The following is a 21251-nucleotide window of genomic DNA, read 5'->3' as shown; positions in this document are numbered from 1 at the left end:
AGCCACGGGCTCAACACTCGATGACGTTCACGGCGAGGCCGCCGCGCGAGGTCTCCTTGTACTTGGTGTGCATGTCGCGCCCGGTGTCGCGCATCGTCTTGATGGCTCGGTCGAGGCTCACGGTGTGGAGCCCGGTGCCGACGAGCGCCAGCCGGGCAGCGTTGATGGCCTTCACCGAGGCGATGGCGTTGCGTTCGATGCACGGGATCTGGACGAGGCCGCCGACCGGGTCGCAGGTCAGGCCGAGGTTGTGCTCGATCCCGATCTCGGCAGCGTTCTCGACCTGCTGGGGGCTCCCGCCGATCACCTCGCAGAACGCACCGGCCGCCATCGAGCAAGCCGAGCCCACCTCGCCCTGGCAGCCGACCTCGGCGCCGGAGATCGAGGCGTTCTGCTTGAACAAGGCACCGATGGCGCCGGCCGTCAGCAGGAACCTCACGATCCCGTCGTCGGTGGCGCCCGGGACGAAACGAACGTAATAGTGCAGCACCGCGGGGATGATTCCGGCTGCTCCGTTGGTCGGGGCGGTCACCATCCGGCCGCCGGCGGCGTTCTCCTCGTTGACGGCCAGGGCGAACAGGTTCACCCAGTCCATGGCGCGCAGCGGGTCGTGGTCGTCGGGTGACTCGGTGAGTCGGGCGAGCAGCGCCGGAGCACGACGCGGCACCTTGAGGCCACCGGGCAGCACGCCCTCGCTCGCACAACCCGCGCGCACGCACGCGGCCATCGCCTCCCAGATCTCGAGCAGCCCGGCCCGTACCTCGTCCTCGGTGCGCCACGACAGTTCGTTGGCCAGCATCACGTCACTGACGCTCAAACCGTTCTCCGCACACGCCGCCAGCAGCTCGCCCGCGTTGTTGAACGGGAAGCGGACTGGCGTCTCGTCGGCCACCACGCGGTCGGCTCCGATCGCGTCCTCGTCCACCACGAAGCCGCCACCGACGGAGTAGTAGATCCGTTCGCGCAGCACCGCCCCGCTGGCGTCGTACGCAATGAAGAGCATGCCGTTGGGGTGACCTGGCAACGACCGGCGTCGGTGCATGACGAGGTCGTCCTCACCGAAGTCGACCTCGTGCTGGCCGGCCAGGGACAACCGCTTCGCAGTCCGTACGGCGGCCGCCCGGTCGTCGTACGTCGCGATGTCGACGGTCGCCGGCTCAGCCCCCTCGAGGCCGAGGATCACCGCCTTCTCGGACCCGTGCCCGTGCCCGGTCGCGCCGAGGGAACCGAACAACTCGGCCCGCACCCGGCCCACGGACGCGATCAAGCCGTCGGCAGCGAGCCCGTCCGCGAACTGTTTCGCGGCCCGCATGGGGCCGACAGTGTGCGACGAGGACGGGCCGATGCCGACCGAGTAGAGATCAAAGACGCTCAGCGCCATACGGCCACACTAGTCACGTCACCCGAGCGGGACGTATCCCTTGACGGTGTCGGCGAGGCGACCGACCGGGTTCTTCTTGTTCGGCTCGGATTCGCCGACGGCGTGCCACGGCGCGAAGACCCGTTCGATGTCGCCAATGACTGGGGTGAGCTCGGGGTAGTGCCGCTCCATGACGTCCTTCATGGTGGTGTTGTTCACCCAGTCCAGGCCCACCTGCGTGTAGATCTCGGGGCGGTAGTCCTCGGTGAAGAACCGGTCGCTCTTGAGCCGCCGCGAGGCCATCAGGACGAAGATCCGGAACGCGGTGTCAGAGAAGCCGAAGCCCTTCGGCGGCTTCTCGGCCTGCATGCCGATCTGGAGGTCGACGGCGTTGACGTCGCCCTTGTAGATCTCGGCCATCTCCTTGGCCCAGGCCTTGTTCGGAGTGATGTCGTCGAACGACTTGCGCCGCGGCATCCGGAGCATCTCGCGGAAGTCGTTGTAGCGAGGCACGCCACGTTCGCGGTCGCGGACGATGTCGAGGGTGGCCAGGTCGGTGATCTGGCCGTCGACGCGGGTCAGTTTGCGCAGCGCATTGGGGTAGTTCTTCAGGCTCACGGCGCCGGCAGAGGCGCGGCCGAAGGAGTACCACATGTCGCCCATCTCCATGCTGTCCATGAAGTCGCGCGTGTGCATGCCCTGGAGCTCGGTGAAGTCGCGGTGCTCGAGGAACTCACCGGACTCGAGGGAGTAGAAGTCCCAGTCATCGGCGATGAGCGGGTGCATCCGGTAGACCGCGACGAACTCCTCGGTCAGTGAGAACGGTGCCGAGTGATGGTCCGCCTTCGAGCCGATGATGCCGGAGATGGCCTCGCTGTCGCCGATTCGCCCGAACTTGTCCTTGAAGGACTCGCCCAGGGCGCCGTACCAGTTGGCCGACATGGCGATCTGGAGCGCCGGGTGGCGCAACACGCAGGGAGTCCACTCGACCGTGTGGATCTTCGCGATGAGGGCGGAGACGACGAGGACACCGAGTTCGAAGAGGCGCTGGTCGCTGAGCGACGGATAGGCCTTCTTGAGTTCGTCGCAGACCGCGTTGTGCTCGCGGGAGAACATCGTGTGGAGCAGGCCGACGCCCACCCAGTAGTTCTCCTGCATGCCGGTCAGGTCGACGCCGGGGACGTCGCTCTTGAGCAGGCGACCGTCCTCGCCGACCTTGATCTTGCCGTCGACGTAGGTGCGCATCTTGTTCTGCTTCTCGCTGCCGCTGCCGTAGACCTGCGAGCCGTCCCACCAGTGCGCCTGCTGGTTGGCGAACGCCGGCGCCGGGCATCCGCCGGTGATCTCTTCACCGTCCATCGGCACCGTGGACCGGATCCGCATCGGGTTCTCGGGGAAGTCGTCCCCGTCCTGCAACGGGATGTCGATGGTGCGGTCGGCGAGACCGTCGCCGTGGAAGAACCAGTTGTGGTTCTCGAACTGCAGCCAGGCAGCGGCGAGGCCGTTGATGATCCCGGCCGGCTTGAACGTGTCGCGCGCCATCAGCCGCGAACTGATCACCCGCGGGTCGGGGTCGAGCAGTCGCTTCACGTCGGGCACGGTCTTGTCGAGCGGGGCGTTGCGACCGAATCCGGTGCCCTTGGCACCCATGTGCTTGCAGCCGAGGTCGTTCCAGGTGCCGTCCGGCGTGCGCGCACGGACTGCTTCCTCCGGTGGCGTCTCCTTCGGATCCACTTCGGGACGGACGCTGTCGGCCTCGAAGAGGTTCTTGGCTCGCAAGTCGTCTCGAGTGCCCGAGAGAGCCTTGATCTGAAGGATCAAGGAAGGATTCTGGTGCCACTGGACCATCGGTTCCTGCTTTCTCGAGTACAGGTCGTGCCCCCATCGGCACCCACTCAAGCGCTCAGTGTGACGAGCGCCATGCGCTCGCGTCTATGTGTCCCGACACTGTCATTGCCCGGTAAGACAGTGTTTGAACACACCGACGTGAGCGCCCGGCGGCCCTACTATCAGGTCCATGCGCGTCGACGAGGACGACCGGATCCACGATCCGGAGGCAGACGTCCCGACGGACGTCGCCGCCCTCGGGCGCGCGCTCCTGCTGCGGGTCGAGGAGCTCGGCGCAGACCTCGCCGACGCGGTCGTCAGCCAGGTCCCCTTCTATGACGGGTCGGCCACGGTCCCGATCACGGAGCTACGGGCCAACTGCGTGGACCATCTCCGCTTCGTCTTCACTGCCTTGACCGGGGATGAACAGCTCGACCTGTCCGCGGCCGACGCGACAGGTCGTCAACGTGCAGACGACGGCGTTCCGCTCGCAACCCTCCTGGCCGCCTACCGCGTGGGCTTCCGGCACATCTGGGAGCACGTGCTGGGGGAGAGCCGCGCAGCACAGGTCGACACCGAAACGATGCTCGCAGCCACCGAGGTGGCGGTGGTCGCACATGACTCCTTCGCCCACGCAGCGACGGCCGCCCATGGTGAGGTCGTCGCGGCGCAACTGGTCCGCCACGGCGAGCGGCGAGCGGCCCTGGTCGACGCCTTGCTCAGCGGACGGATCGGTGAACGGGCCACCGTGTGGGAACTCGCGGGGATCCTCGGTCTGGGCGTCACCGGTCCGTACGTCGCCGTGTCCATGTCCGTCGCGACGCTCGGCCAACCGGCGATCGCGGGTATCGAGGAACAGTTGATGTCCCGTGATCTTGCGTCCGTGTGGTTGCTGCGGCCCGAACGCCAGATCGGCATCGTCGAGATCCGCCAGCCCGATCGGCTGGCAGTCCTGACGGACAGGCTTCGCACACTGGCGACAGCCCCGGTCGGTGTCAGCGCACCGTTCGACGACCTGAACGATGCCCACGACGCCGTTGTCATGGCGGAGGTCGCCTTGCAGAGCGCCCGTGCGGGCACCGGAATGCTCGTCCGGGTCTTCGAGGACTCGCCGCTCGCGCTCGCGGCTTCCGGGTCACCGGAAATGCTGCAGCGCGTCGCCCGCAATGTGTTCGCACGGCTCGACGAGCAGCGGCCGGCAGATCGTGACCTGCTGATCGAGACCCTCAGTGCGTGGCTGGACGCCGGTGGATCCACCGCGCAGACAGCGGAGGCACTGTTCCTCCACCCGAACACGGTGCGCCAACGCCTGCACCGACTCGAGGAGTACACCGGGCGGTCGATCTCCGATCCCCGCCAGGTCGCTGAACTGTGCCTCGCTCTGGAAGTACGTCGGCGCTGGGCCGTCGACTCCACCATGAATCAACCGATGAAGGACCAACACCGTGGAGGACTGTGATGGGTAGTACGACGGACTTTCCGCGCGCATCTGTGATCGAGGGCGTGCGCTTCACCGCGCAGGTCGGAGTCCCGAACGTGATCCAGGGACTGTTCAAGAAGCGCGAGCTCCCCACGAAGGTGGCCGGCGTGGCCCGCGCCGACCTGTTCGGATTCATGTTGATCCAGGGCCTCGTCCGGAAGTACGGTCCCGGACCGTTCTACGTCCGCGTCGCCACCGACGAGACGCTGTTCCTGAGTGATCCCGCGGACATCGAGTTCGTGCTCGGTGGTTCGCCCGAGCCGTTCGCCTCGGACCCGCCGGCCAAGAAGGCCGGGATGAGCGCCTTCCAGCCCGACGCCCTGACATTGTCGCGCGCGGACCTGTGGCACAACCGCCGCGCCTTCGCGGTGAGCGTGCTCCAGACCGGCAAGCCCCTGCACTCGCTCGGCGCCCGGATGACGAAGGTGGCCGGAGAGGAAGCAGCCGGCCTCAAGGGCGAGATCGGGTACGACGAACTCAACGCCGCCTTCCAGCGGATCACCCGGCGCGTGGTGTTCGGTGACGCCGCGGCCGACGACACCGAGCTCACTGCCCTGCTCGGCACGCTGATGTCGGCGGGCAACAAGACGCCCGGCAAGCCCGCGAAGGGGTACGACGAGCTCGTGGAGCGGATTTCGGCGTACATCGACGCAGCGGAGAAGGGCTCGCTCGTCGCACTGGTCGCCAAGGCTCCGCATGATGAGAAGACCGCCGTCCCCGGTCAGCTGATCCACTGGCTGTTCGCGATGGGCGACACCCTCCCGGCCAACCTGGCGCGTGCGCTGGCCCTGATCGGCAGCCACCCGGAGCAGCGCCGCGAGGTGTACGCCGAACTGGAAGGCGTGGACGTCAGCGCGGCCAAGTCGGTCGCGCAGCTCGACTACCTCGGCGGCGTCATCCAGGAAGCCATGCGCCTGTGGCCGACCACTCCCATGTTCGGTCGCGTCGCGACGGAGGACATCACCTTCCCCGACGGGCGCGTGCTGCCGGCCGGCACCCAGGTCCTGATGTCGAACCTGTTCAACCACCGTGACACCGACCGGGTCAAGTACGCCGACCGGTTCGCGCCGGGCGAATGGGCCACCGGCGATGCGGGTGCATCCTGGTCGTTCAACTTCTTCAGTCACGGCCCCCAGGGGTGCCCGGGTGCAGGGATGTCGGTGTTCCTGGGACAGGCGTTCCTCGCTGCCTTGCTCCGCCGAGCCACGCCGGCCCTGGTCAGCCCGTCGCTCAACCCGGGGAAGCCGCTTCCGCATGGGCTCGACCTGTTCGCGATCCGGATCGGCCTGACTGCGTGAGCGACCTGGCTGGCCGCACCTTCCTGGTCACCGGTGCCAACACGGGCATCGGCAAGGAAACTGTGCGCGCGCTCGCAGGCCGGGGCGCCCGTGTCGTCCTGGCGGGGCGCTCGGAGGACAAGACGAAGGCAGCGATCGATGAGATCGCGGGGGAGACGGGCAACACCGACCTCGACTTCCTGGCGCTCGACCTGGGTGACCTGTCGTCGGTCCGCAAGGCCGCCACGACGTTCCTCGAATCCGGCGAACCGCTGCACGTGCTGATCAACAACGCCGGTCTCGCCGGCGCGAAGGGGCTGACGGCCAGCGGGTTCGAGCTCGCCTTCGGCACCAACCACGTCGGCCCGTTCCTGTTCACGGAGTTGCTGCGCGAGCACCTGATCGAGAGCGGCCCCGGCCGCATCGTCAACGTCGCCAGCACCGGGCACTACCGCGCCAAGGGCATCGACTGGGACGCCGTGCGGCAGCCGGCTGTGTCGCGTACCGCCTTCGACGAGTACTGCGTGTCCAAGCTCGCCAACGTGCTCCACGCCCAGGAGCTCGCGCGCCGCCTGCAGGGGACCGGCGTGGCGACGTACTCCCTCCACCCGGGAGCGATCGCCTCCGACGTGTGGCGTGAGGTGCCGTTCGGGCTGCGGCACGTACTCAAGTTGTTCATGAAGTCGACGGCCGACGGCGCGAAGACGTCGTTGTACTGCGCCACGTCACCCGATGTCGCCGGCGACTCGGGTCTCTACTACGACAACAGTCGCGAGAAGACGCCGTCGAAGTACGCAACCGACGAGCTCGCCGACGAGTTGTGGCGACGCAGTGAAGCCTGGGTCATGGGCTGAGCGTTCGTTGATCGACATGGGAACATGGCGGACGTGACCAGCGGACCGGACACCGAGTACCTGCGCCAACTGGCCCGGCTGCGGCGGGTTCGCGACCGGATCGACCGGGAGTACGCGAGGCCGCTCGACGTCGAGGCGCTGGCCCGCGACGTCCACATGTCGGCCGGGCATCTCAGCCGGGAGTTCAAGCGGGCGTACGGCGAACCGCCGTACTCCTACCTGATGACACGTCGGATCGAGCGCGCGATGGCGTTGCTGCGCCGTGGCGACGTCAGCGTCACCGACGTCTGCTTCGAGGTCGGGTTCTCCTCGCTCGGCACGTTCAGCACACGGTTCACCGAGCTCGTCGGCGTGGCTCCGAGCATCTACCGCGAACAGACCGACGCGGCCGGAGAGCAGCCGGCCGAGCCGCCGTCGTGCGTGACGAAGAAGGCCACCCGGCCGATGCGCAGGGGAGGGGCGCAGACGAGTCCGGATGTGATCAGGAATCAAGAAGCGCCACGGTTCGAGGCGCCGCTAGCGTGAGCGACATGAACCTCAGCCTCCAGCACAGCTTCCTTCCGCACACCGACGCCGAGGCCTCGGTGGCGTTCTACCGCGACGTCCTCGGCTTCGAGATCCTCAACGACGTCGGCTACGGCGACATGCGTTGGGTGACCGTCGCGCCGGCCGGCCAGACCAGCCCGTCGATCGTGCTCACCCCACCGGCGGCCGACCCGGGCATCACCGACGAGGAGCGCACCACCATCGCCGAGATGATGGCCAAGGGCACCTACGCGACGGTGGTCCTCAGCTCGCCCGACCTCGACGCCACGTTCGAGAAGATCCAGGCCACGGGCGCCGAGGTCATCCAGGAGCCCATCGACCAGCCGTACGGCGTCCGCGACTGCGCATTCCGTGACCCGGCCGGCAACCACGTCCGCATCAACCAGGCCTGAGCCGCACCCCCCTCGCCCTGATCCACCCAACTGATGGAGACACCAGTGAGCACCACCCCCCACGCAGCGGACAGCCACGACCTGATCCGGGTCCAGGGCGCACGGGAGAACAACCTGAAGGACGTCAGCGTCGAGTTGCCGAAGCGACGGCTGACCGTGTTCACCGGCGTCTCGGGCTCCGGCAAGAGTTCACTGGTGTTCGCGACCATCGCTGCCGAGTCGCAGCGGATGATCAACGAGACCTACAGCACCTTCGTCCAGGGCTTCATGCCGAACCTCGCGCGCCCGGAAGTCGACAACATCGAGGGTGTCACCACCGCGATCCTCGTGGACCAGGAGCGGATGGGGGCCAACGCCCGTTCCACCGTCGGCACCGCCACCGACGCCAATGCGATGCTGCGCGTGCTGTTCAGCCGGATCGGTGACCCGTTCATCGGTCCGCCCACGGCGTTCTCCTTCAACGTCCCGACCCGCAAGGCCAGCGGCGTGATGAGCACCGAGAAGGCCGGCGGCAAGGTCGAGAAGAATGTCGTCCGCCAGGCTGTCTACCTCGGTGGCATGTGCGCCGAGTGCGAGGGCCGGGGGAGTGTGTCCGACCTGGACCTCACCCAGATCTTCGACGAGAGCAAGTCACTGGTCGAGGGCGCCATCCTGGTGCCGGGCTACACCGCGGACGGCTGGATGGTCGCGGCCTTCAAGGAGGCCGTGCCGGCCGAGATCCCGATCAAGAAGTTCACGGCCGCGCAGCGCGAGGACTTCCTCTACGCCGAACCGCGCAAGGTGAAGGTCGACAAGATCAACATCACCTACGAAGGCCTGATCCCCAAGATCCGCAAGTCGATGTTCAGCAAGGACGTCGACTCACTGCAGCCACACATCAAGGCCTTCGTCGAGAAGGCGGCCGTCTTCGCGGCCTGTCCCGCGTGCCAGGGCACCCGCCTCAACGAGGCCGCTCGTTCTTCGAAGGTGAACGGTCTCGGCATTGCGGACGTGTGTGCGATGCAGATCACCGATGCCGCTGACTGGGTCCGCAAGATCAAGGACCCCTCGGTCGCCCCCCTGCTGGCCAACCTGCTGCACCTGTTCGACTCGTTCGTCGAGATCGGACTCGGCTACCTCTCGCTGGACCGGCCCGCCGGGACGCTGTCGGGGGGAGAGGCCCAGCGCACCAAGATGATCCGCCACCTCGGGTCGGCGCTCACCGATGTCACCTACGTCTTCGACGAACCCACCATTGGGCTGCACCCGCACGACATCCAGCGGATGAACAACCTCCTGCTCGAACTGCGGGACAAGGGCAACACCGTGCTGGTCGTCGAGCACAAGCCCGAGACCATCGTGATCGCCGACCACGTCGTCGACCTCGGGCCGGGCGCTGGTTCAGCCGGCGGGATGGTGACCTTCGAGGGCGATGTTGCTGCGCTGCACGATTCCGACACCGTCACCGGTCGGCACCTCAGCTACCGGGCAGAACTCAAGACCGACGTGCGCAAGGCCTCCGACAAGCTCGAGATCCGCGGCGCGTCCACCCACAACCTGCAGGACGTGTCGGTCGACATCCCGCTCGGCGTGCTGTGTGTCGTCACCGGTGTCGCCGGCTCGGGCAAGAGCTCGCTGATCCACGGTTCCGTCGCAGGCGGTGAGGGCGTCGTGGTCGTGGACCAGGGCGCCATCAAGGGCTCGCGACGGAGCAACCCGGCGACGTACACGGGGTTGCTGGAGCCGATCCGCAAGGCGTTCGCGAAGGCGAACAACGTGAAGCCCGCGTTGTTCAGTGCCAACTCCGAAGGCGCCTGCGGGAGCTGCAACGGCAACGGGATGATCTACACCGAGCTGAGCTTCATGGAGACCGTCGCGACGCTGTGCGACGAATGTGGCGGCAAGCGGTTCCAGGCGTCGGTCCTGGAGCTCACCTTCGGTGGCCTCAACATCGCCGAGGTGCTCGACCTCCCGATCACCGACGCGCACGCCTTCTTCGCCGAGGGTGACGCAAAGACGCCGGCTGCGGCCACGATCCTCGGACGCCTGGAGGACGTCGGCCTCGGCTACCTCAAGCTCGGCCAGCCGCTCAACACGCTGTCCGGCGGCGAACGCCAGCGGATCAAGCTCGCCATGCGGATGGGGGAGAAGGGCGGGATCTACGTCCTGGACGAACCGACCACCGGGCTGCACCTGGCCGACGTCGCCAACCTGCTGGGCCTGCTCGACCGCCTCGTCGACTCCGGCAAGTCGGTCATCGTGATCGAGCACCACCAAGCCGTCATGGCGCACGCCGACTGGATCATCGACCTCGGTCCGGGTGCCGGCCACGACGGCGGCAAGGTTGTGTTCGAGGGCACGCCTGCGGAGCTGGTCGGCAAGGCCAAGACCCTCACCGGCCAGCACCTCAAGGAGTACGTCGGGAGCTGAGGGCGCTCAGGCGAACCACGGGTTGCGGAGGTCGTAGAACTTCGCGTCCTTCATGGCGTACTCGAGCTCCTGGCGTACTTCGGCCGGCGGCTCGACCTGCTCGCCCGCACGTGCGGCGTCCTCGCTGGCGAACGCGACGGTCTCGGTGAAGGTGCCGTCGGGCTCGATCGCCAACGTCGCGCCGAGGATGTCCGGCCGCATCTCGTGGAGGCTCGTGGCATCGGCCAGCATCGCCTTGAGCCGGTCCGGGTCGTCGACCCGGCCGCGGATGACCTGCACGAAGCCTGCCTGGTCCGAGCCGCCGTCCATGAGCAGGGTGACGTCGTCACAGTCGTGGAACTCGAGCGGGCCGTCCATGAGGGCGTTGAGCCGCGCGGCCCACGCGCCCTGTTCGGGGCGGTCCGAATTGGCCGCCGCGGCCTCGCGCGACTCGAAACGGACGATCGCCATCAACTGGTCGTCGTCGGTGAATCCGTAGGTGCCCCCGAGCCAGCCGGTGGCGCTCGGGGAGAAGTCGCTCCGCCACTCGTCGAGCAGCGCGTGGACCTCGTCCTGCCGTGTGCACGCGCCCTGGATGATCTGGATGAACACTGTTGCCTCCTCGGTCGATGGGTGTGTTCAAGACCGGTCGAGGCGTTCGGACCCCGGCCGGGCCCATCTCGCAACGTACGCCGATCGGTCGGCGTACGCCATGGCCGGATCGGGGCATCTGGGCGCATTCCGGATGTCGGTGCTCCCGGGTAGAACAGGTCGCATGAGCCGCAACGTGCAGATCACCTTCGATGCCTGCGACCCGCGAGCGCTGTCGACCTTCTGGCGCGACGTCCTCGGCTACGTGCATCCGGGCCCACCCGGCGTCGTCGTCCCGGAGGGTGGCGACCCGTTGGCTGCCTGGGACGTGTTCCTGGAGCAGATCGGGGTCCCGGAGGACCAGCGGAACTCCCGATCGGCGCTCGATGACCCCGACGGCGCCGGACCACGGCTGTTCTTCCAGCAGGTCCCGGAGGACAAGGTCGCCAAGAACCGGGTCCACCTCGACGTCCGGGTCGCTCCGGGCCTGCTGGGAGACGAGCGGATGGCCGTGCTCGAGGCCGAATGCGAGCGACTGGCGGCGCTGGGCGCGACCAGGGTCCGACGTCACGAGCCGGCTCCGCCCATGGAGACCGGCTTCATCGTGATGACCGACCCCGAGGGCAACGAGTTCTGCCTCGACTGAGGGCTACGAACCCGTGAGCACGACGAGCCGTTGCGTAGCTCGTGTCATCGCGACATACCGGTCCACCGCACCCTCGATCCCGTCGCCGAAGGACTCCGGATCGATCAGGACCACGAGGTCGAACTCAAGGCCCTTGGAGTGCTCGGGCGACAGGGAGCGGACGCGCCTGCGGCCGTCGTACGATCCGTCCTCGCGACCGGCGCCGATGACGCAGGCGGTCCCGTCGGTGTGGTCCGCGAGCCAAGCGTCGAGGATCTGGTCGATGTCGGTGGTGGCCCCGTGCAGGACCGGAATGCCGCTCTGGCGGATCGACGTCGGCACGTTCGCGTCAGGAAGGACGGCTCGAATCACGGGCTCGGCCTCGTTCATGACCTCCTCGGGCGTCCGGTAGTTGATGCTCAGCGACGCCATCTCGATCCGGTCGAGACCCACGGTCTTGAGCCGTTCCTCCCACGTGTCGGTGAAGCCGTGCCGGGCCTGGGCGCGGTCCCCGACGATCGTGAAGCTGCGCGACGGGCACCGGACGAGCAGCATCTGCCACTCCGCGTCGGTCAGTTCCTGCGCTTCGTCGACGACGACATGCGCGAACGGACCGGCGAGGAGGTCGCTGTCGGCCTGGGGGAGTGCTCCGTCGTCGACGAGGGCGTCGCGGATGCCGTCCTGCCGGAGTTGGGCCATCATCCCGTCCTCGTCGTCGAGCTGGAGCAGGTCCTCGACGACGTCGTCCATCCGCTTGCGTTCGGCGGCGACGGCCGCTTCGTGCCGGCGACGGCGGCGCGATTCCTCCGGGTCGCCGAGGCGCAACCGGGCGGCGTCGAGGAGCGGCAAGTCGGACGTTGTCCATGCCTTCGGGTCGCCACGTCGCAACATCTTGACTTCATCGGGCTCGAGCCACGGCGCGCACATGCGCAGGTAGGCGGGAACCTCCCAGAGGTCGCCGACGAGGTCTTCGGGATCGATGAGCGGCCAGGCCTTGTTGAACGTGGTCACCAGGTCGCGGTTCTGCACGAGCGCCCGGCGGATCATCTCGGGGGTGACGTCGTCGTCGCCCTCGAACTTGTCGACCAGGATGGTGAGCAACTCCTCCCACACCTCGTCGCGCGCCTCGTTGTGCGGCGTACCGGGGTCGGGGGACTCGAACGCCTCGGCCCAGTCGTGCTTGCTCAACCACAGGTCGGCCCACGGGGTCTCGACCTCGCTGCCCACCGTGGGCGGCTCCTCGTACATCCGCACGGCCGGCTCGATCGCCGCCACCATCGCGGCGCTCGACTTGAGCCGCGCCACCTCCTGGCTGCCTTCCGGCTTGACCTGGTGACCGCCGGGCACGAGGTCCTTGAGGGTGCAGGTCTGCACCCCGTCCTCACCCAGGCTGGGGAGCACGTCGGCGACGTAGGCGAGATACGGCTCGTGCGGACCGACGAACAGCACGCCGCCGCGGCCGTCGCCGAGGTGCGGGTCGGAATAGAGCAGGTACGCCGCCCGGTGCAGCGCCACGACGGTCTTGCCCGTGCCGGGGCCGCCGTCGACGACGAGCGCGCCCCGCGACGAGGCACGGATGATGGCGTCCTGGTCAGCCTGGATGGTGCCGAGCACGTCACGCATCTGGGGCGATCGGCTACTGCCGAGACTCGCGACGAAGGCGGACTGGTCGTCGAGGGCGGCGTTGCCCTCCAGCCCGTCGGGAGTGAACACCTCGTCCCAGTAGTCGCTGATGCGGCCCAGCGTCCAGCGGTACCGCCGCCGGCTGATCAGCCCCATCGGATTGGCATGCGTCGCGCCGAAGAACGGCTCAGCGGCGGGGGAGCGCCAGTCGACCAGCAGGCGCCGGCTGTCCCTGTCCGTGAGGCCGAGGCGGCCGACGTACACGGCCTCGCCGTCTTCTCCCACCATCCGTCCCAGGCAGAGGTCCAGCGTGTAGCGCCTGAGGGTGCGCAGTCGCGCCGCGAGCCGGTGGATCTCCAGGTCGCGGTCCATCGCCTCCTGGCCGGTTCCGCCGGGCGCCTTCCGTTCCTGGTCGAGTCGCTCCGAGAGGTCGGCGATCGACTCGTCGAGGGTGGACTGGATGGCGAGGAAGTGGCGCTCGTCGTCGGAGATCAGGTCCGGGGACGCCTTGGCGGCAAGGTGGTCGGGCAGTGCGAACGCAGTGGTGATTGCGTCGGTCAAGTGATCAGCTCCGGGGCAGTTTCGTGCGGTTTCTTGGGGTGGAATCGGGGATTCTGCCCTGACCAGAGGGCCTTGCCGCAAGCCCCCATCTGCGTTATATCTTGGATACGGAGGCACTGTTCGGCGCCCATCGTCGAGATGGTTGAGCCGGTCACGCAGGATTCATTCACCCACACTGCGAACCTGGCGGTCGACTCGCGTCGTACATAGGGCAACCGACCAGAAGAGGTGCCCATGACAGGCCCGTCCCCGGAAGCCGAGTTCGAGGAGTTCTTCCTCGCTCGCGGCCCAGCGCTGCGACGCATCGCCTACGTGGTCGTCCGCGACTGGCACGTTGCCGACGACGTCACTCAGTCCGCGATGACCAAGCTGTATCGCGCGTGGCCGAGGATTCGGAGAGAGTCGCTGGAGGCGTACGCCCGACGAACGGTCGTCAACGAGGCGATCTCGGCGATCCGCCGACCGCGTCGGGAATGGCCGTCGGCCGACGTACCGGACACTCCGGCCCCGGAGATCGCCGACCACGGTCTCGATCTCGACCGGGCACTCGGCCTGCTCGCACCCCAGCAACGCGCGATCGTCGCGTTGCGGTTCCTTGACGACCTGTCGGTTGCCGAGGTCGCCGCGGCGCTCGGTGTCGCCGAGGGCACCGTCAAGAGCCAGACCTCGCGCGGGCTCGCCACCCTGCGCTCCCACCTTCCCCACCTCGTCCTGACGGAGGACCTGCGATGACCGAGCACGACCTGCGCACCCTGTTGCGTGACCACGTCGAGACCACCGAACCAGCGTTCACCCTGCGGCCTGTGGACAGCATGGGGGAGGGGCGCCGCGCCCGACGTCGCCGCCAGTTCTCCGTTCGGTTCGCGGCACTGACCGCCGTTGGGGGACTGGCGGCCGTCGCCATCGGCGTCGTCGGGCGAGGCCAGACCGACGACATCAAGGCGCTCGACAACATCCATCCGATGACGCGGGTTGCGCTCGCGAAGTACGACCCGGCGAAGCTGCCCGGGCTGATGGAATCCCACGTCCAGTCAGCCGTCGGTTCCTACCTCGCCCTCGGACCGATGGACTTCTCCGCGAGCGACAGCCAACGCGATGATCTGCCGCGAGAGCGATGGAACGAGGCCACGTCCGTGTCGGCCACGTACGGCGGGACGGGGGACCACCGGTTCGCCGTACGACTCGGCCACAGCCGCGGCGAGGCGGAGGGGGACCGGGACACTCGCTGCGCGGAGGCCACCCGGGGACCTGACGCCTATCTCCTCTCGTGTGAGGCGACCACCTTGCCCGACGGGTCCGTCGCAGTCGTCGAGGTGTCGGCGGCGTTCCCGGATCCGACCGACCCCACCGGTTTCTGGATCTCACTGACCCGCGAGAACCTGGAGAAGGGCACCAAGCCACGGTGGACCATCGACCCGTCCGTCAACACCAGCCGGCGGCTGGATCCAGCGGAGATCTTCTTCATCCGCTCTGTGGAGGTCGTCCACTCCGAGACCTTCCTGACCAGCGCACGCGAGATGGTCCGGGCGCCGTCGTACGAGGCAGCGTTGGGGGAGTTCGACGTACCCACGTCTGCCCTGCAGGAGGTCGCGACGGACCCGGAACTGGTCATTCCGCCGCCCGACTGACCCGCTCGGCAACCTTTCTTCTCGCCCACTGTCGTATCGACGTGGTGCCATACGCGGTGAAGGTGGACGGCGGTCATCGGGACCGCCGCGAACTGAGGAGCAGTCAGATGACGAACTACCTGCTGAGCGTCCACGGCCCGACCGACCTGGACGAGTCGAACAACTACGGCTACGCCTCCAAGGAGGACATGGAGTTGTCGTTCGCCGAAACGGGAGCCTTCAACGAGAAGCTCAAGGCCGACGGCTACTGGGTGTTCGCCGGCGGTCTCGCGCCGGTGGAGACGGCCACGGTGGTCGACGGCCAGGGGGAGAAGCCCGTCATGACCGACGGCCCGTACCTCGAGACCAAGGAGGTCATCGCCGGTTTCTGGGTGATCGACGTTCCCGACCTGGACGTCGCCATCAAGCTCGCCGCCGAGGGCTCCCGTGCCTGCCGCGGCACGGTCGAGGTCCGTCCGTTCGACGGCCTGGCCTGAGCGTCCTCGTGTCAGGTACGGCGGGCGAACGGGACGTGCTGGAGTCGAAACTGGCCTCTGCACGCACCCGGCTCGCCCGCCTGACCGAGGACTTCGACGGCGTGGTGGCCGCCTCACGCGACACCAACGCGGACGACGAGCACGACCCCGAGGGCGCGACGATTGCCTTCGAACGCTCGCAGCTCCACGCGCTCATCCAGCAGGCACGCAGCCAGGTCGCCGAGTCCGAGGCGGCGCTGACCCGCTGGGAGGCCAACACGTACGGAACCTGCGAGACCTGCGGGGGAGACATCGGTACCGCTCGGCTCGAGGCCCGGCCCACCGCGTCCATGTGCATCGTGTGCGCGCGTGCAACAGTTCGCTCTCCGAACGCGTGGAAAGGGTTGTGAGAACGATCAGCACGCCGAGCTCGGCCGATCAGGCAAGCCTTAAGGCCTTTGCGAGGGAGCAGGGGCAGCGCCTCCTGCGTTGCGCTTTTCTTCTCACCGGAGGGAACGGCGCGGCGGCCGAGGACCTCGTCCAGACCGTACTCATGCGTTTGTCTGCCCGGGGGATCGACGACCTCGACGACCCGTTCACCTATGCGCGACGAGCATTGCTCAATGAACAGATCAGCGGCGCAAGGCGAGCCTCGACGCTGCGACGCGGTCTGACCCGGATCGGGCCACTCCATGAGGCAGTCTCAGGCCCATCCGACGACCGGCTGTCGATCCTGGGCGCGCTGGAAACACTGTCAGCCCGTGAGCGTGCGGTGATCGTGCTGCGCTACTACGAGGACCTCCCCGATCCCGAGATCGCCGCAGTCCTTGGTTGTTCGCGCGTCACCGTGCGGTCGTTGGCCCACCGTGCCAACAAGAAGCTTCGGAACGAGCTCGCCTCGACCTACGAACGCCCCACCAAACACTCAGAGGCCGAAGGAGACCACGATGACTGACTTCGAGACCCGGCTCAAGGAGGACCTCGCCCGGGCCGCGGAGCTCGCGCCGACCTTTCGTGGTGTCCAGTCCAGCACGGCCGCATCTTCGTCCGAAAGTGTGCGGCGCGGGCACGCGCCCCGGTGGCGTCTGGCGGCGATCGCGGCTGCCGCAGCCGTGGCTGTGGGCGCCACCGCGCCCTGGTGGTTGCTGGAGGACGAAGGCGGCTCCGACGGACAGGCGTCGTGCGCTGCCATCCTGGAGGTCGGGACGACTCGCTACGTCGGCCATGGCGAGCTCCTGCGCGTGCCCCGCCCGGGTCGCAGTCTCGGCTCCGGCACGATGCTTGGCTGTGGCGACGTCGAGGACCGCAGCACGATGGCATCCACGCTTCCCGGCGTCGACCCGGCCACAGCCGTCTTCGCCGAGGGCTCAGTCTGGTTGGCCGATGGACAACCGGCCGTACCCGCTGAGCTGAGGGTGTTGTCCGAACCGGTTGCGTGCACCCAGAGCGGCGCCCAGAGCCTGGTCGGCGACTGGGTGTCAGTGGACGGCGCCATGCCCGAGAGCGACGGGGCCCTGCGGCCGCCGTACGTCGTGATGCTCCAGGCCGACACCAACGATGCGCTGCCGTTCAAGGAGTGGTCCAGCGTGCGCGTCGAGATCCGCGTCAACGATCAGATCAGCGGCGCCAGCGATCCCGACATCGTGACTCAGGCGCTTCAGGGCGACACTCCGGTGCGGATCGACGTCACCTGCATCGATGGCGAATTCATCGCCAGCCGGATCATCCTGGAGCGGGGTCAGTAAACCGCCGATAAGTGACATTATGTCACATTACATCGACGGAAGGCCCTCTCCCGAGCCTCGGTGGCCTACGACCGCAGAGCAAAAGCGCTCACGATCGCTGCTGCGAGATCGGCTTCCTGACGATCGAAGAAGAAACCGACGTGCCGGCCGAGCGAACGCTTGTCGATCGTGATGATGTTGTCGCAGCTGACGACACACGATTCCTCGAGGCCGTTGGCGGGACCGACCGGCACCTCGGTGCTCAGTCCCTTGGCCGTCGAGGTGATAAGCGCAACCGTGACCCGGCGCATGGCGCCGCGGACCGGTTCCCGTGTCAGCACCAGAACCGGGCGCGCCTTGTCGAGGTGGGCGATGTGGATGTCGCGCATCAGTCGCCAACGGCGACATGGCTGACCAGGTCATCGAAGTCGTCGTAGTCCCCCGACGACTCCAGGATCTGCGCGTCGCGCTCGGCGCTGAGTTGCTGCTGATAGAGGCCCAGCGCACGCGCCACCACCGCAGCACGGGAGCCGGCACCGTCCGTGACGAGGGCGTCGACGTACGCAACAAGTTCCTCGGGCAGTCGCACGGCGATCTGGACACTCATCCCAAGATGGTACCACTTTGGGATTCAGGGTGCTACGACACGTAGTCGCTGTACTCCTTGGTGCCCCGGAACGGCATCAGGTGCTGAGCAACGAATCCGTTGGGCACCGTCTCCGGCTTGAGGACGCCGTACTCCTCGGGCCAGCTTCCGTCGCGCGGGAGCTTGAACGAGCCCATCAGCATGTCGACCACGGGCAGGTGGATCGCATAGTTGCGATCCCAGTAGTCGATGTGGCGGGCGTGGTGCCAGTGGTGGTAGCGCGGCAGCGTGATGACGTACTCGAGCCAGCCGAACTTGATGCCGATGTTGGCGTGCGCGATCACGGCCTGGAGGCCCACGAGGACGGCGTACGCGTTGACGGCCTCCTGGGAAAATCCTAGAAGGAGCAGCGGAAGCAGCACGGTCGAGCGGGTCAGGATGGTTTCGATGAGGTGCACCCGCGACCCAGCCAGCCAGTCGAGCTCCGGGCTCGAGTGGTGGACCGCGTGGAAACGCCACAGGACCATCACCCGGTGGTAGACGCGGTGCAGACCGGCCTGGGCGACATCGGCGGCGAACACAGCGAGGAAGAACTGTCCAACGAAGGGCAGCCCGCCCACCCAGTCCTGGACTCCCCCGATCTCCACCGATTCGACGACCACGCTGGTGGATGCGGTGACCGTGATCAGGATGAACTGCACCAGCACGTGCGACATGAAGAAGTACGCCGCGTCAGTCCGCCAACCGGGACGCAACACCGGGAGCGGCCGTCGAGCGAAGTGGTGCTCGAGCGGAATGAAGACCAATGCGGAGAAGAACAGCGACAGGACGAACCAGTCGAGACCAAGCGAGTACGGCGTCTTGCCGATGGTTTCGAACTGGACGTCCGATCCCCCAGCCAGTACGGCGATGGTGGCCGACCCGACACCGATGAAGGCCAGGCGCTTGTGCTGGTCGCGCAGGATCGCCAGGGTTCCTGCGATGAACGCGAACGACAGCGCGACGAGCAGCAGTCGTCGCGCGAAACCTTCGCTGTAGACCGCGCGGAACTCCTGGCTGGTCAGCAGTTCCGGGAAGTGGAAGCAGAGGACCGCAACGAGGCTCCCGAGCCCAAGGATCATCGATGCGGCCGGCGCCAGCAGCGGGTGCCGGTACAGCGGGATGCGACGGTACTTCTCGGGAGTCGGGGTCTCCCCCACGCTGGCGCCAGAGTTCATGTTCCGAGTATCGGCTCGGCGCCCGGTTTCCAAACGAGCACCTGTGCTCAATCCGCGCCGAAGAATACGGTGGACCCATGAACGCTCCGGAGAATCTCGTCAGCGTGCGGTACCTCGTGGACGACGTCGACGCCTCCATCACGTTCTACACCGAGCATCTGGGTTTCACGCTCGCCATGAGCGCTGCACCGGCATTTGCTGACGTCAGGCGCGGCGTCCTGCGGCTGCTGCTGTCCGGCGCGGCCAGTTCAGGAGCCCGAGCCACTCCCCCGGACCTCGCGGCCTCCCCTGGTCGCAACCGGATCCATCTCGTCGTCGATGACCTCGAGGCCGAGATCGTTCGTCTCGGCGAAGCCGGGCTGTCCTTCGTGAGCGACCTGGTCTCCGGTCCTGGCGGCAGCCAGATCCTCCTGGCCGATCCATCCGGCAACCTCGTCGAACTGTTCCAGGGCGCACAGCGAGCGACCTGACGTCAGGATCGCTCTGACACGCGGCCGTTCTCGACGCGTAGTTCACGGGTGGTCGCCACCGCTGACAGCATCCGCCGGTCGTGAGTGACCAACAGCAGCGTGCCGGGGTAGTCGGCGAGGGCGGACTCGAGTTGCTCGATCGCGGGCAGATCGAGGTGGTTGGTCGGCTCGTCGAGGACCAGCAGGTTCACTCCCCTGGCCTGCAGCAGTGCGAGCGCCGCACGGGTCCGCTCCCCCGGCGACAGGGTCGCGGCCGACCGCACGACATGGTCCGTCTTCAGACCGAACTTCGCGAGGAGGGTGCGCACCGGCTCCGGTGCAAGGTCTGGCACGTGCCGCTGGAACGCATCGACCAGTGGCTCATCGCCTTCGAACAGTCGCCGAGCCTGGTCCACTTCGCCCACGACGACACCGGGACCGAGGTGTGACTGACCCTCGTCCAGCGGGATCCGGCCGAGCAGCGCAGCGAGCAGTGTCGACTTGCCAGAGCCATTGGCGCCGGTGATGGCGACCTTCTCGGCCCAGCCGATCTCCAGCGTCACCGGTCCGAACGTGAAGTCGCCTCGTCGTACGACGGCGTCCCGCAGGGCCGCAGTGACGGCACCGGAGCGGGGCGCCGCGGCGATCTCCATCCGCAGGTCCCACTCCTTGCGGGGCTCCTCGACCTCTTCGAGTCGTTCGAGCGCCTTCTCGGACTGGCGAACCTTCGACGCCTGCTTCTCGCTGGAGTTGACGCGGTACTTGCGGACCGACTTGTCGGGCTCGTTGTTGATGTTGCGTCGAGCGTTGCGCACGCCCTGCGCCGCCCAGTTCCGCTGCATGTTGGCGCGCGCCTGCAGGCCGGAGACGGTGTCGGCGTACTCGTCGTAGGCCTCCCGGGCGTGGCGGCGGGCGATCTCGCGCTCCTGGAGCCACGCGTCGTAACCGCCGCCGTAGATGTTGATCGCTCGCTGGTGGAGGTCGAGCTCGACGATCCGGTTCACGGTGCGGGCGAGGAACTCGCGGTCGTGGCTCACGATGACCGCCGCCTCGCCCAGGTCGGCGACGAAGCGCTCCAGCCGGTCGAGGCCGTCGAGGTCGAGGTCGTTGGTCGGCTCGTCGAGCAGGAACACGTCGTACCGCGACAACAACAGACTGGCGAGTCCCGCTCGCGCGGCCTGTCCACCCGAGAGCGAGGTCATCAACTGGTCCAGGTCGACGGCAAGGCCGACATCCGCTGCAATGGCGTCAGCCCGTTCGTCCAGGTCTGGTGCACCGAGGGCGAGCCAGCGCTCGAGGGCATCGGCGTACTCGTCATCGGCTCCCGCGTCCCCTGCTTCCAGCCGCGCCGTCGCGGCATCGAACGCGGCCTGCGCCTCCGCGACGCCGGTACGACGGGCGAGGAACCCGCGCACGGTCTCGCCCTCGCGGCGCTCCGTCTCCTGGGGCAGGTAGCCGATGAGGGCGGAGGCGGGTGTGACCGTGACGGTGCCCTCCTCGGGCGGGATCTCGCCCGCCAGGGTGCGCAGCAACGTCGACTTGCCCGCGCCGTTGGGGCCGACCAGACCCACCACGTCGCGCGGTCCGATCACCAGGTCCAGCCCCGAGAAGAGCGCCGTGGCGCCATGTCCTGCGGCCAGTCCTGCAGCCTTGATCGTCGCGCTCACC

Annotated in this window: 22 protein-coding genes; 14 read left to right on the top strand and 8 right to left on the bottom strand. The window is 67.7% G+C overall.

All coding sequences use genetic code 11. The features are described from left to right. Positions 1 to 10: 10 nt before the first annotated feature. Positions 11 to 1381, bottom strand: coding sequence for an L-serine ammonia-lyase (locus HRC28_RS15005; protein ID WP_182376297.1), 1371 nt, complete (start codon positions 1379 to 1381; stop codon positions 11 to 13). Between the two features lie 18 nt (positions 1382 to 1399). Continuing rightward, complete coding sequence (locus HRC28_RS15000; protein ID WP_202033085.1) at positions 1400 to 3181, bottom strand: peroxidase family protein; 1782 nt, start codon at positions 3179 to 3181, stop codon at positions 1400 to 1402. A 196-nt stretch (positions 3182 to 3377) separates the two neighbouring features. On the opposite strand from HRC28_RS15000, the gene HRC28_RS14995 reads away from it, so the two are divergent. The 6 genes from HRC28_RS14995 to HRC28_RS14970 are packed head-to-tail and all read left to right on the top strand — an operon-like array spanning position 3378 to position 10145. Continuing rightward, the gene (locus HRC28_RS14995) at positions 3378 to 4646 is read left to right on the top strand and encodes a helix-turn-helix domain-containing protein (protein WP_182376295.1); all 1269 of its coding nucleotides are present in this window, start codon (positions 3378 to 3380) and stop codon (positions 4644 to 4646) included. Continuing rightward, entirely contained in the window at positions 4646 to 5965 is a 1320-nt protein-coding gene (locus HRC28_RS14990; RefSeq protein WP_182376294.1) for a cytochrome P450, read from the top strand. Before HRC28_RS14995 ends, HRC28_RS14990 begins: the two co-directional genes overlap by 1 nt. Then, positions 5962 to 6798 (top strand): SDR family oxidoreductase, encoded by an 837-nt coding sequence (locus HRC28_RS14985; RefSeq protein WP_182376293.1) that lies wholly within the window; start codon positions 5962 to 5964, stop codon positions 6796 to 6798. Before HRC28_RS14990 ends, HRC28_RS14985 begins: the two co-directional genes overlap by 4 nt. 24 nt (positions 6799 to 6822) lie before the next feature. After that, positions 6823 to 7323: a helix-turn-helix transcriptional regulator gene (locus HRC28_RS14980; RefSeq protein ID WP_182376292.1), complete on the top strand. Its 501-nt coding sequence runs from the start codon at positions 6823 to 6825 to the stop codon at positions 7321 to 7323. A gap of 5 nt (positions 7324 to 7328) precedes the next feature. Next, the gene (locus HRC28_RS14975) at positions 7329 to 7736 is read left to right on the top strand and encodes a VOC family protein (RefSeq protein ID WP_182376291.1); all 408 of its coding nucleotides are present in this window, start codon (positions 7329 to 7331) and stop codon (positions 7734 to 7736) included. A gap of 33 nt (positions 7737 to 7769) precedes the next feature. Next, positions 7770 to 10145 (top strand): excinuclease ABC subunit UvrA, encoded by a 2376-nt coding sequence (locus tag HRC28_RS14970; protein WP_182376290.1) that lies wholly within the window; start codon positions 7770 to 7772, stop codon positions 10143 to 10145. Between the two features lie 6 nt (positions 10146 to 10151). Here HRC28_RS14970 and HRC28_RS14965 read toward each other — a convergent pair whose 3' ends face one another. After that, entirely contained in the window at positions 10152 to 10736 is a 585-nt protein-coding gene (locus HRC28_RS14965) for a hypothetical protein (protein WP_182376289.1), read from the bottom strand. 163 nt (positions 10737 to 10899) lie between these two features. Here HRC28_RS14965 and HRC28_RS14960 point away from each other — a divergent pair, with 163 nt between their 5' ends. Continuing rightward, positions 10900 to 11361: a VOC family protein gene (locus HRC28_RS14960; RefSeq protein WP_182376288.1), complete on the top strand. Its 462-nt coding sequence runs from the start codon at positions 10900 to 10902 to the stop codon at positions 11359 to 11361. Positions 11362 to 11364: 3 nt separating this feature from the next. Here HRC28_RS14960 and helR read toward each other — a convergent pair whose 3' ends face one another. Continuing rightward, complete coding sequence (gene helR, locus HRC28_RS14955) at positions 11365 to 13524, bottom strand: RNA polymerase recycling motor ATPase HelR (RefSeq protein ID WP_182376287.1); 2160 nt, start codon at positions 13522 to 13524, stop codon at positions 11365 to 11367. A gap of 234 nt (positions 13525 to 13758) precedes the next feature. Here helR and HRC28_RS14950 point away from each other — a divergent pair, with 234 nt between their 5' ends. The 6 genes from HRC28_RS14950 (at position 13759) to HRC28_RS14925 (ending at position 17352) form a co-directional block, all read left to right on the top strand. Continuing rightward, the gene (locus tag HRC28_RS14950) at positions 13759 to 14256 is read left to right on the top strand and encodes a SigE family RNA polymerase sigma factor (RefSeq protein WP_182376286.1); all 498 of its coding nucleotides are present in this window, start codon (positions 13759 to 13761) and stop codon (positions 14254 to 14256) included. Next, on the top strand, positions 14253 to 15152 hold the full coding sequence (locus HRC28_RS14945) for a hypothetical protein (protein ID WP_182376285.1): 900 nt from the start codon (positions 14253 to 14255) through the stop codon (positions 15150 to 15152). The genes HRC28_RS14950 and HRC28_RS14945 overlap by 4 nt, the downstream gene beginning before the upstream one ends. A 188-nt stretch (positions 15153 to 15340) precedes the next feature. Continuing rightward, positions 15341 to 15628, top strand: coding sequence for a YciI family protein (locus HRC28_RS14940; RefSeq protein WP_332643857.1), 288 nt, complete (start codon positions 15341 to 15343; stop codon positions 15626 to 15628). Positions 15629 to 15636: 8 nt separating this feature from the next. Further along, positions 15637 to 16017, top strand: coding sequence for a TraR/DksA C4-type zinc finger protein (locus HRC28_RS14935; protein ID WP_202033084.1), 381 nt, complete (start codon positions 15637 to 15639; stop codon positions 16015 to 16017). Continuing rightward, positions 16014 to 16562 carry a sigma-70 family RNA polymerase sigma factor gene (locus HRC28_RS14930; RefSeq protein ID WP_202033083.1) on the top strand — a complete coding sequence of 183 codons (549 nt, stop codon included), beginning with the start codon at positions 16014 to 16016 and terminating at the stop codon, positions 16560 to 16562. The genes HRC28_RS14935 and HRC28_RS14930 overlap by 4 nt, the downstream gene beginning before the upstream one ends. Beyond that, positions 16555 to 17352 (top strand): hypothetical protein, encoded by a 798-nt coding sequence (locus HRC28_RS14925; protein ID WP_182376283.1) that lies wholly within the window; start codon positions 16555 to 16557, stop codon positions 17350 to 17352. The genes HRC28_RS14930 and HRC28_RS14925 overlap by 8 nt, the downstream gene beginning before the upstream one ends. A gap of 65 nt (positions 17353 to 17417) precedes the next feature. Here HRC28_RS14925 and HRC28_RS14920 read toward each other — a convergent pair whose 3' ends face one another. From HRC28_RS14920 to HRC28_RS14910, 3 genes are read right to left on the bottom strand one after another with little or no spacing between them, the layout of a single operon-like run. Beyond that, entirely contained in the window at positions 17418 to 17720 is a 303-nt protein-coding gene (locus tag HRC28_RS14920) for a type II toxin-antitoxin system PemK/MazF family toxin (protein WP_182376282.1), read from the bottom strand. After that, positions 17720 to 17938 carry a hypothetical protein gene (locus HRC28_RS14915; RefSeq protein WP_182376281.1) on the bottom strand — a complete coding sequence of 73 codons (219 nt, stop codon included), beginning with the start codon at positions 17936 to 17938 and terminating at the stop codon, positions 17720 to 17722. Before HRC28_RS14915 ends, HRC28_RS14920 begins: the two co-directional genes overlap by 1 nt. Before the next feature lie 32 nt (positions 17939 to 17970). Next, positions 17971 to 19134, bottom strand: a complete 1164-nt coding sequence (locus HRC28_RS14910) for a sterol desaturase family protein (protein WP_182376280.1) — start codon at positions 19132 to 19134, stop codon at positions 17971 to 17973. Positions 19135 to 19211: 77 nt separating this feature from the next. Here HRC28_RS14910 and HRC28_RS14905 point away from each other — a divergent pair, with 77 nt between their 5' ends. After that, entirely contained in the window at positions 19212 to 19604 is a 393-nt protein-coding gene (locus HRC28_RS14905; RefSeq protein ID WP_182376279.1) for a VOC family protein, read from the top strand. A gap of 2 nt (positions 19605 to 19606) precedes the next feature. On the opposite strand, the gene HRC28_RS14900 is transcribed toward HRC28_RS14905, so the two are convergent. Beyond that, entirely contained in the window at positions 19607 to 21250 is a 1644-nt protein-coding gene (locus HRC28_RS14900; RefSeq protein WP_182376278.1) for an ABC-F family ATP-binding cassette domain-containing protein, read from the bottom strand. Position 21251 lies beyond the last annotated feature (1 nt).

The organism is Nocardioides sp. WS12 (genome assembly GCF_014108865.1).
Lineage (GTDB): Bacteria > Actinomycetota > Actinomycetes > Propionibacteriales > Nocardioidaceae > Nocardioides.
The sequence above is the reverse complement of the archived record's forward strand: the minus strand, read 5'-3'. Positions and strand labels throughout refer to the sequence as shown.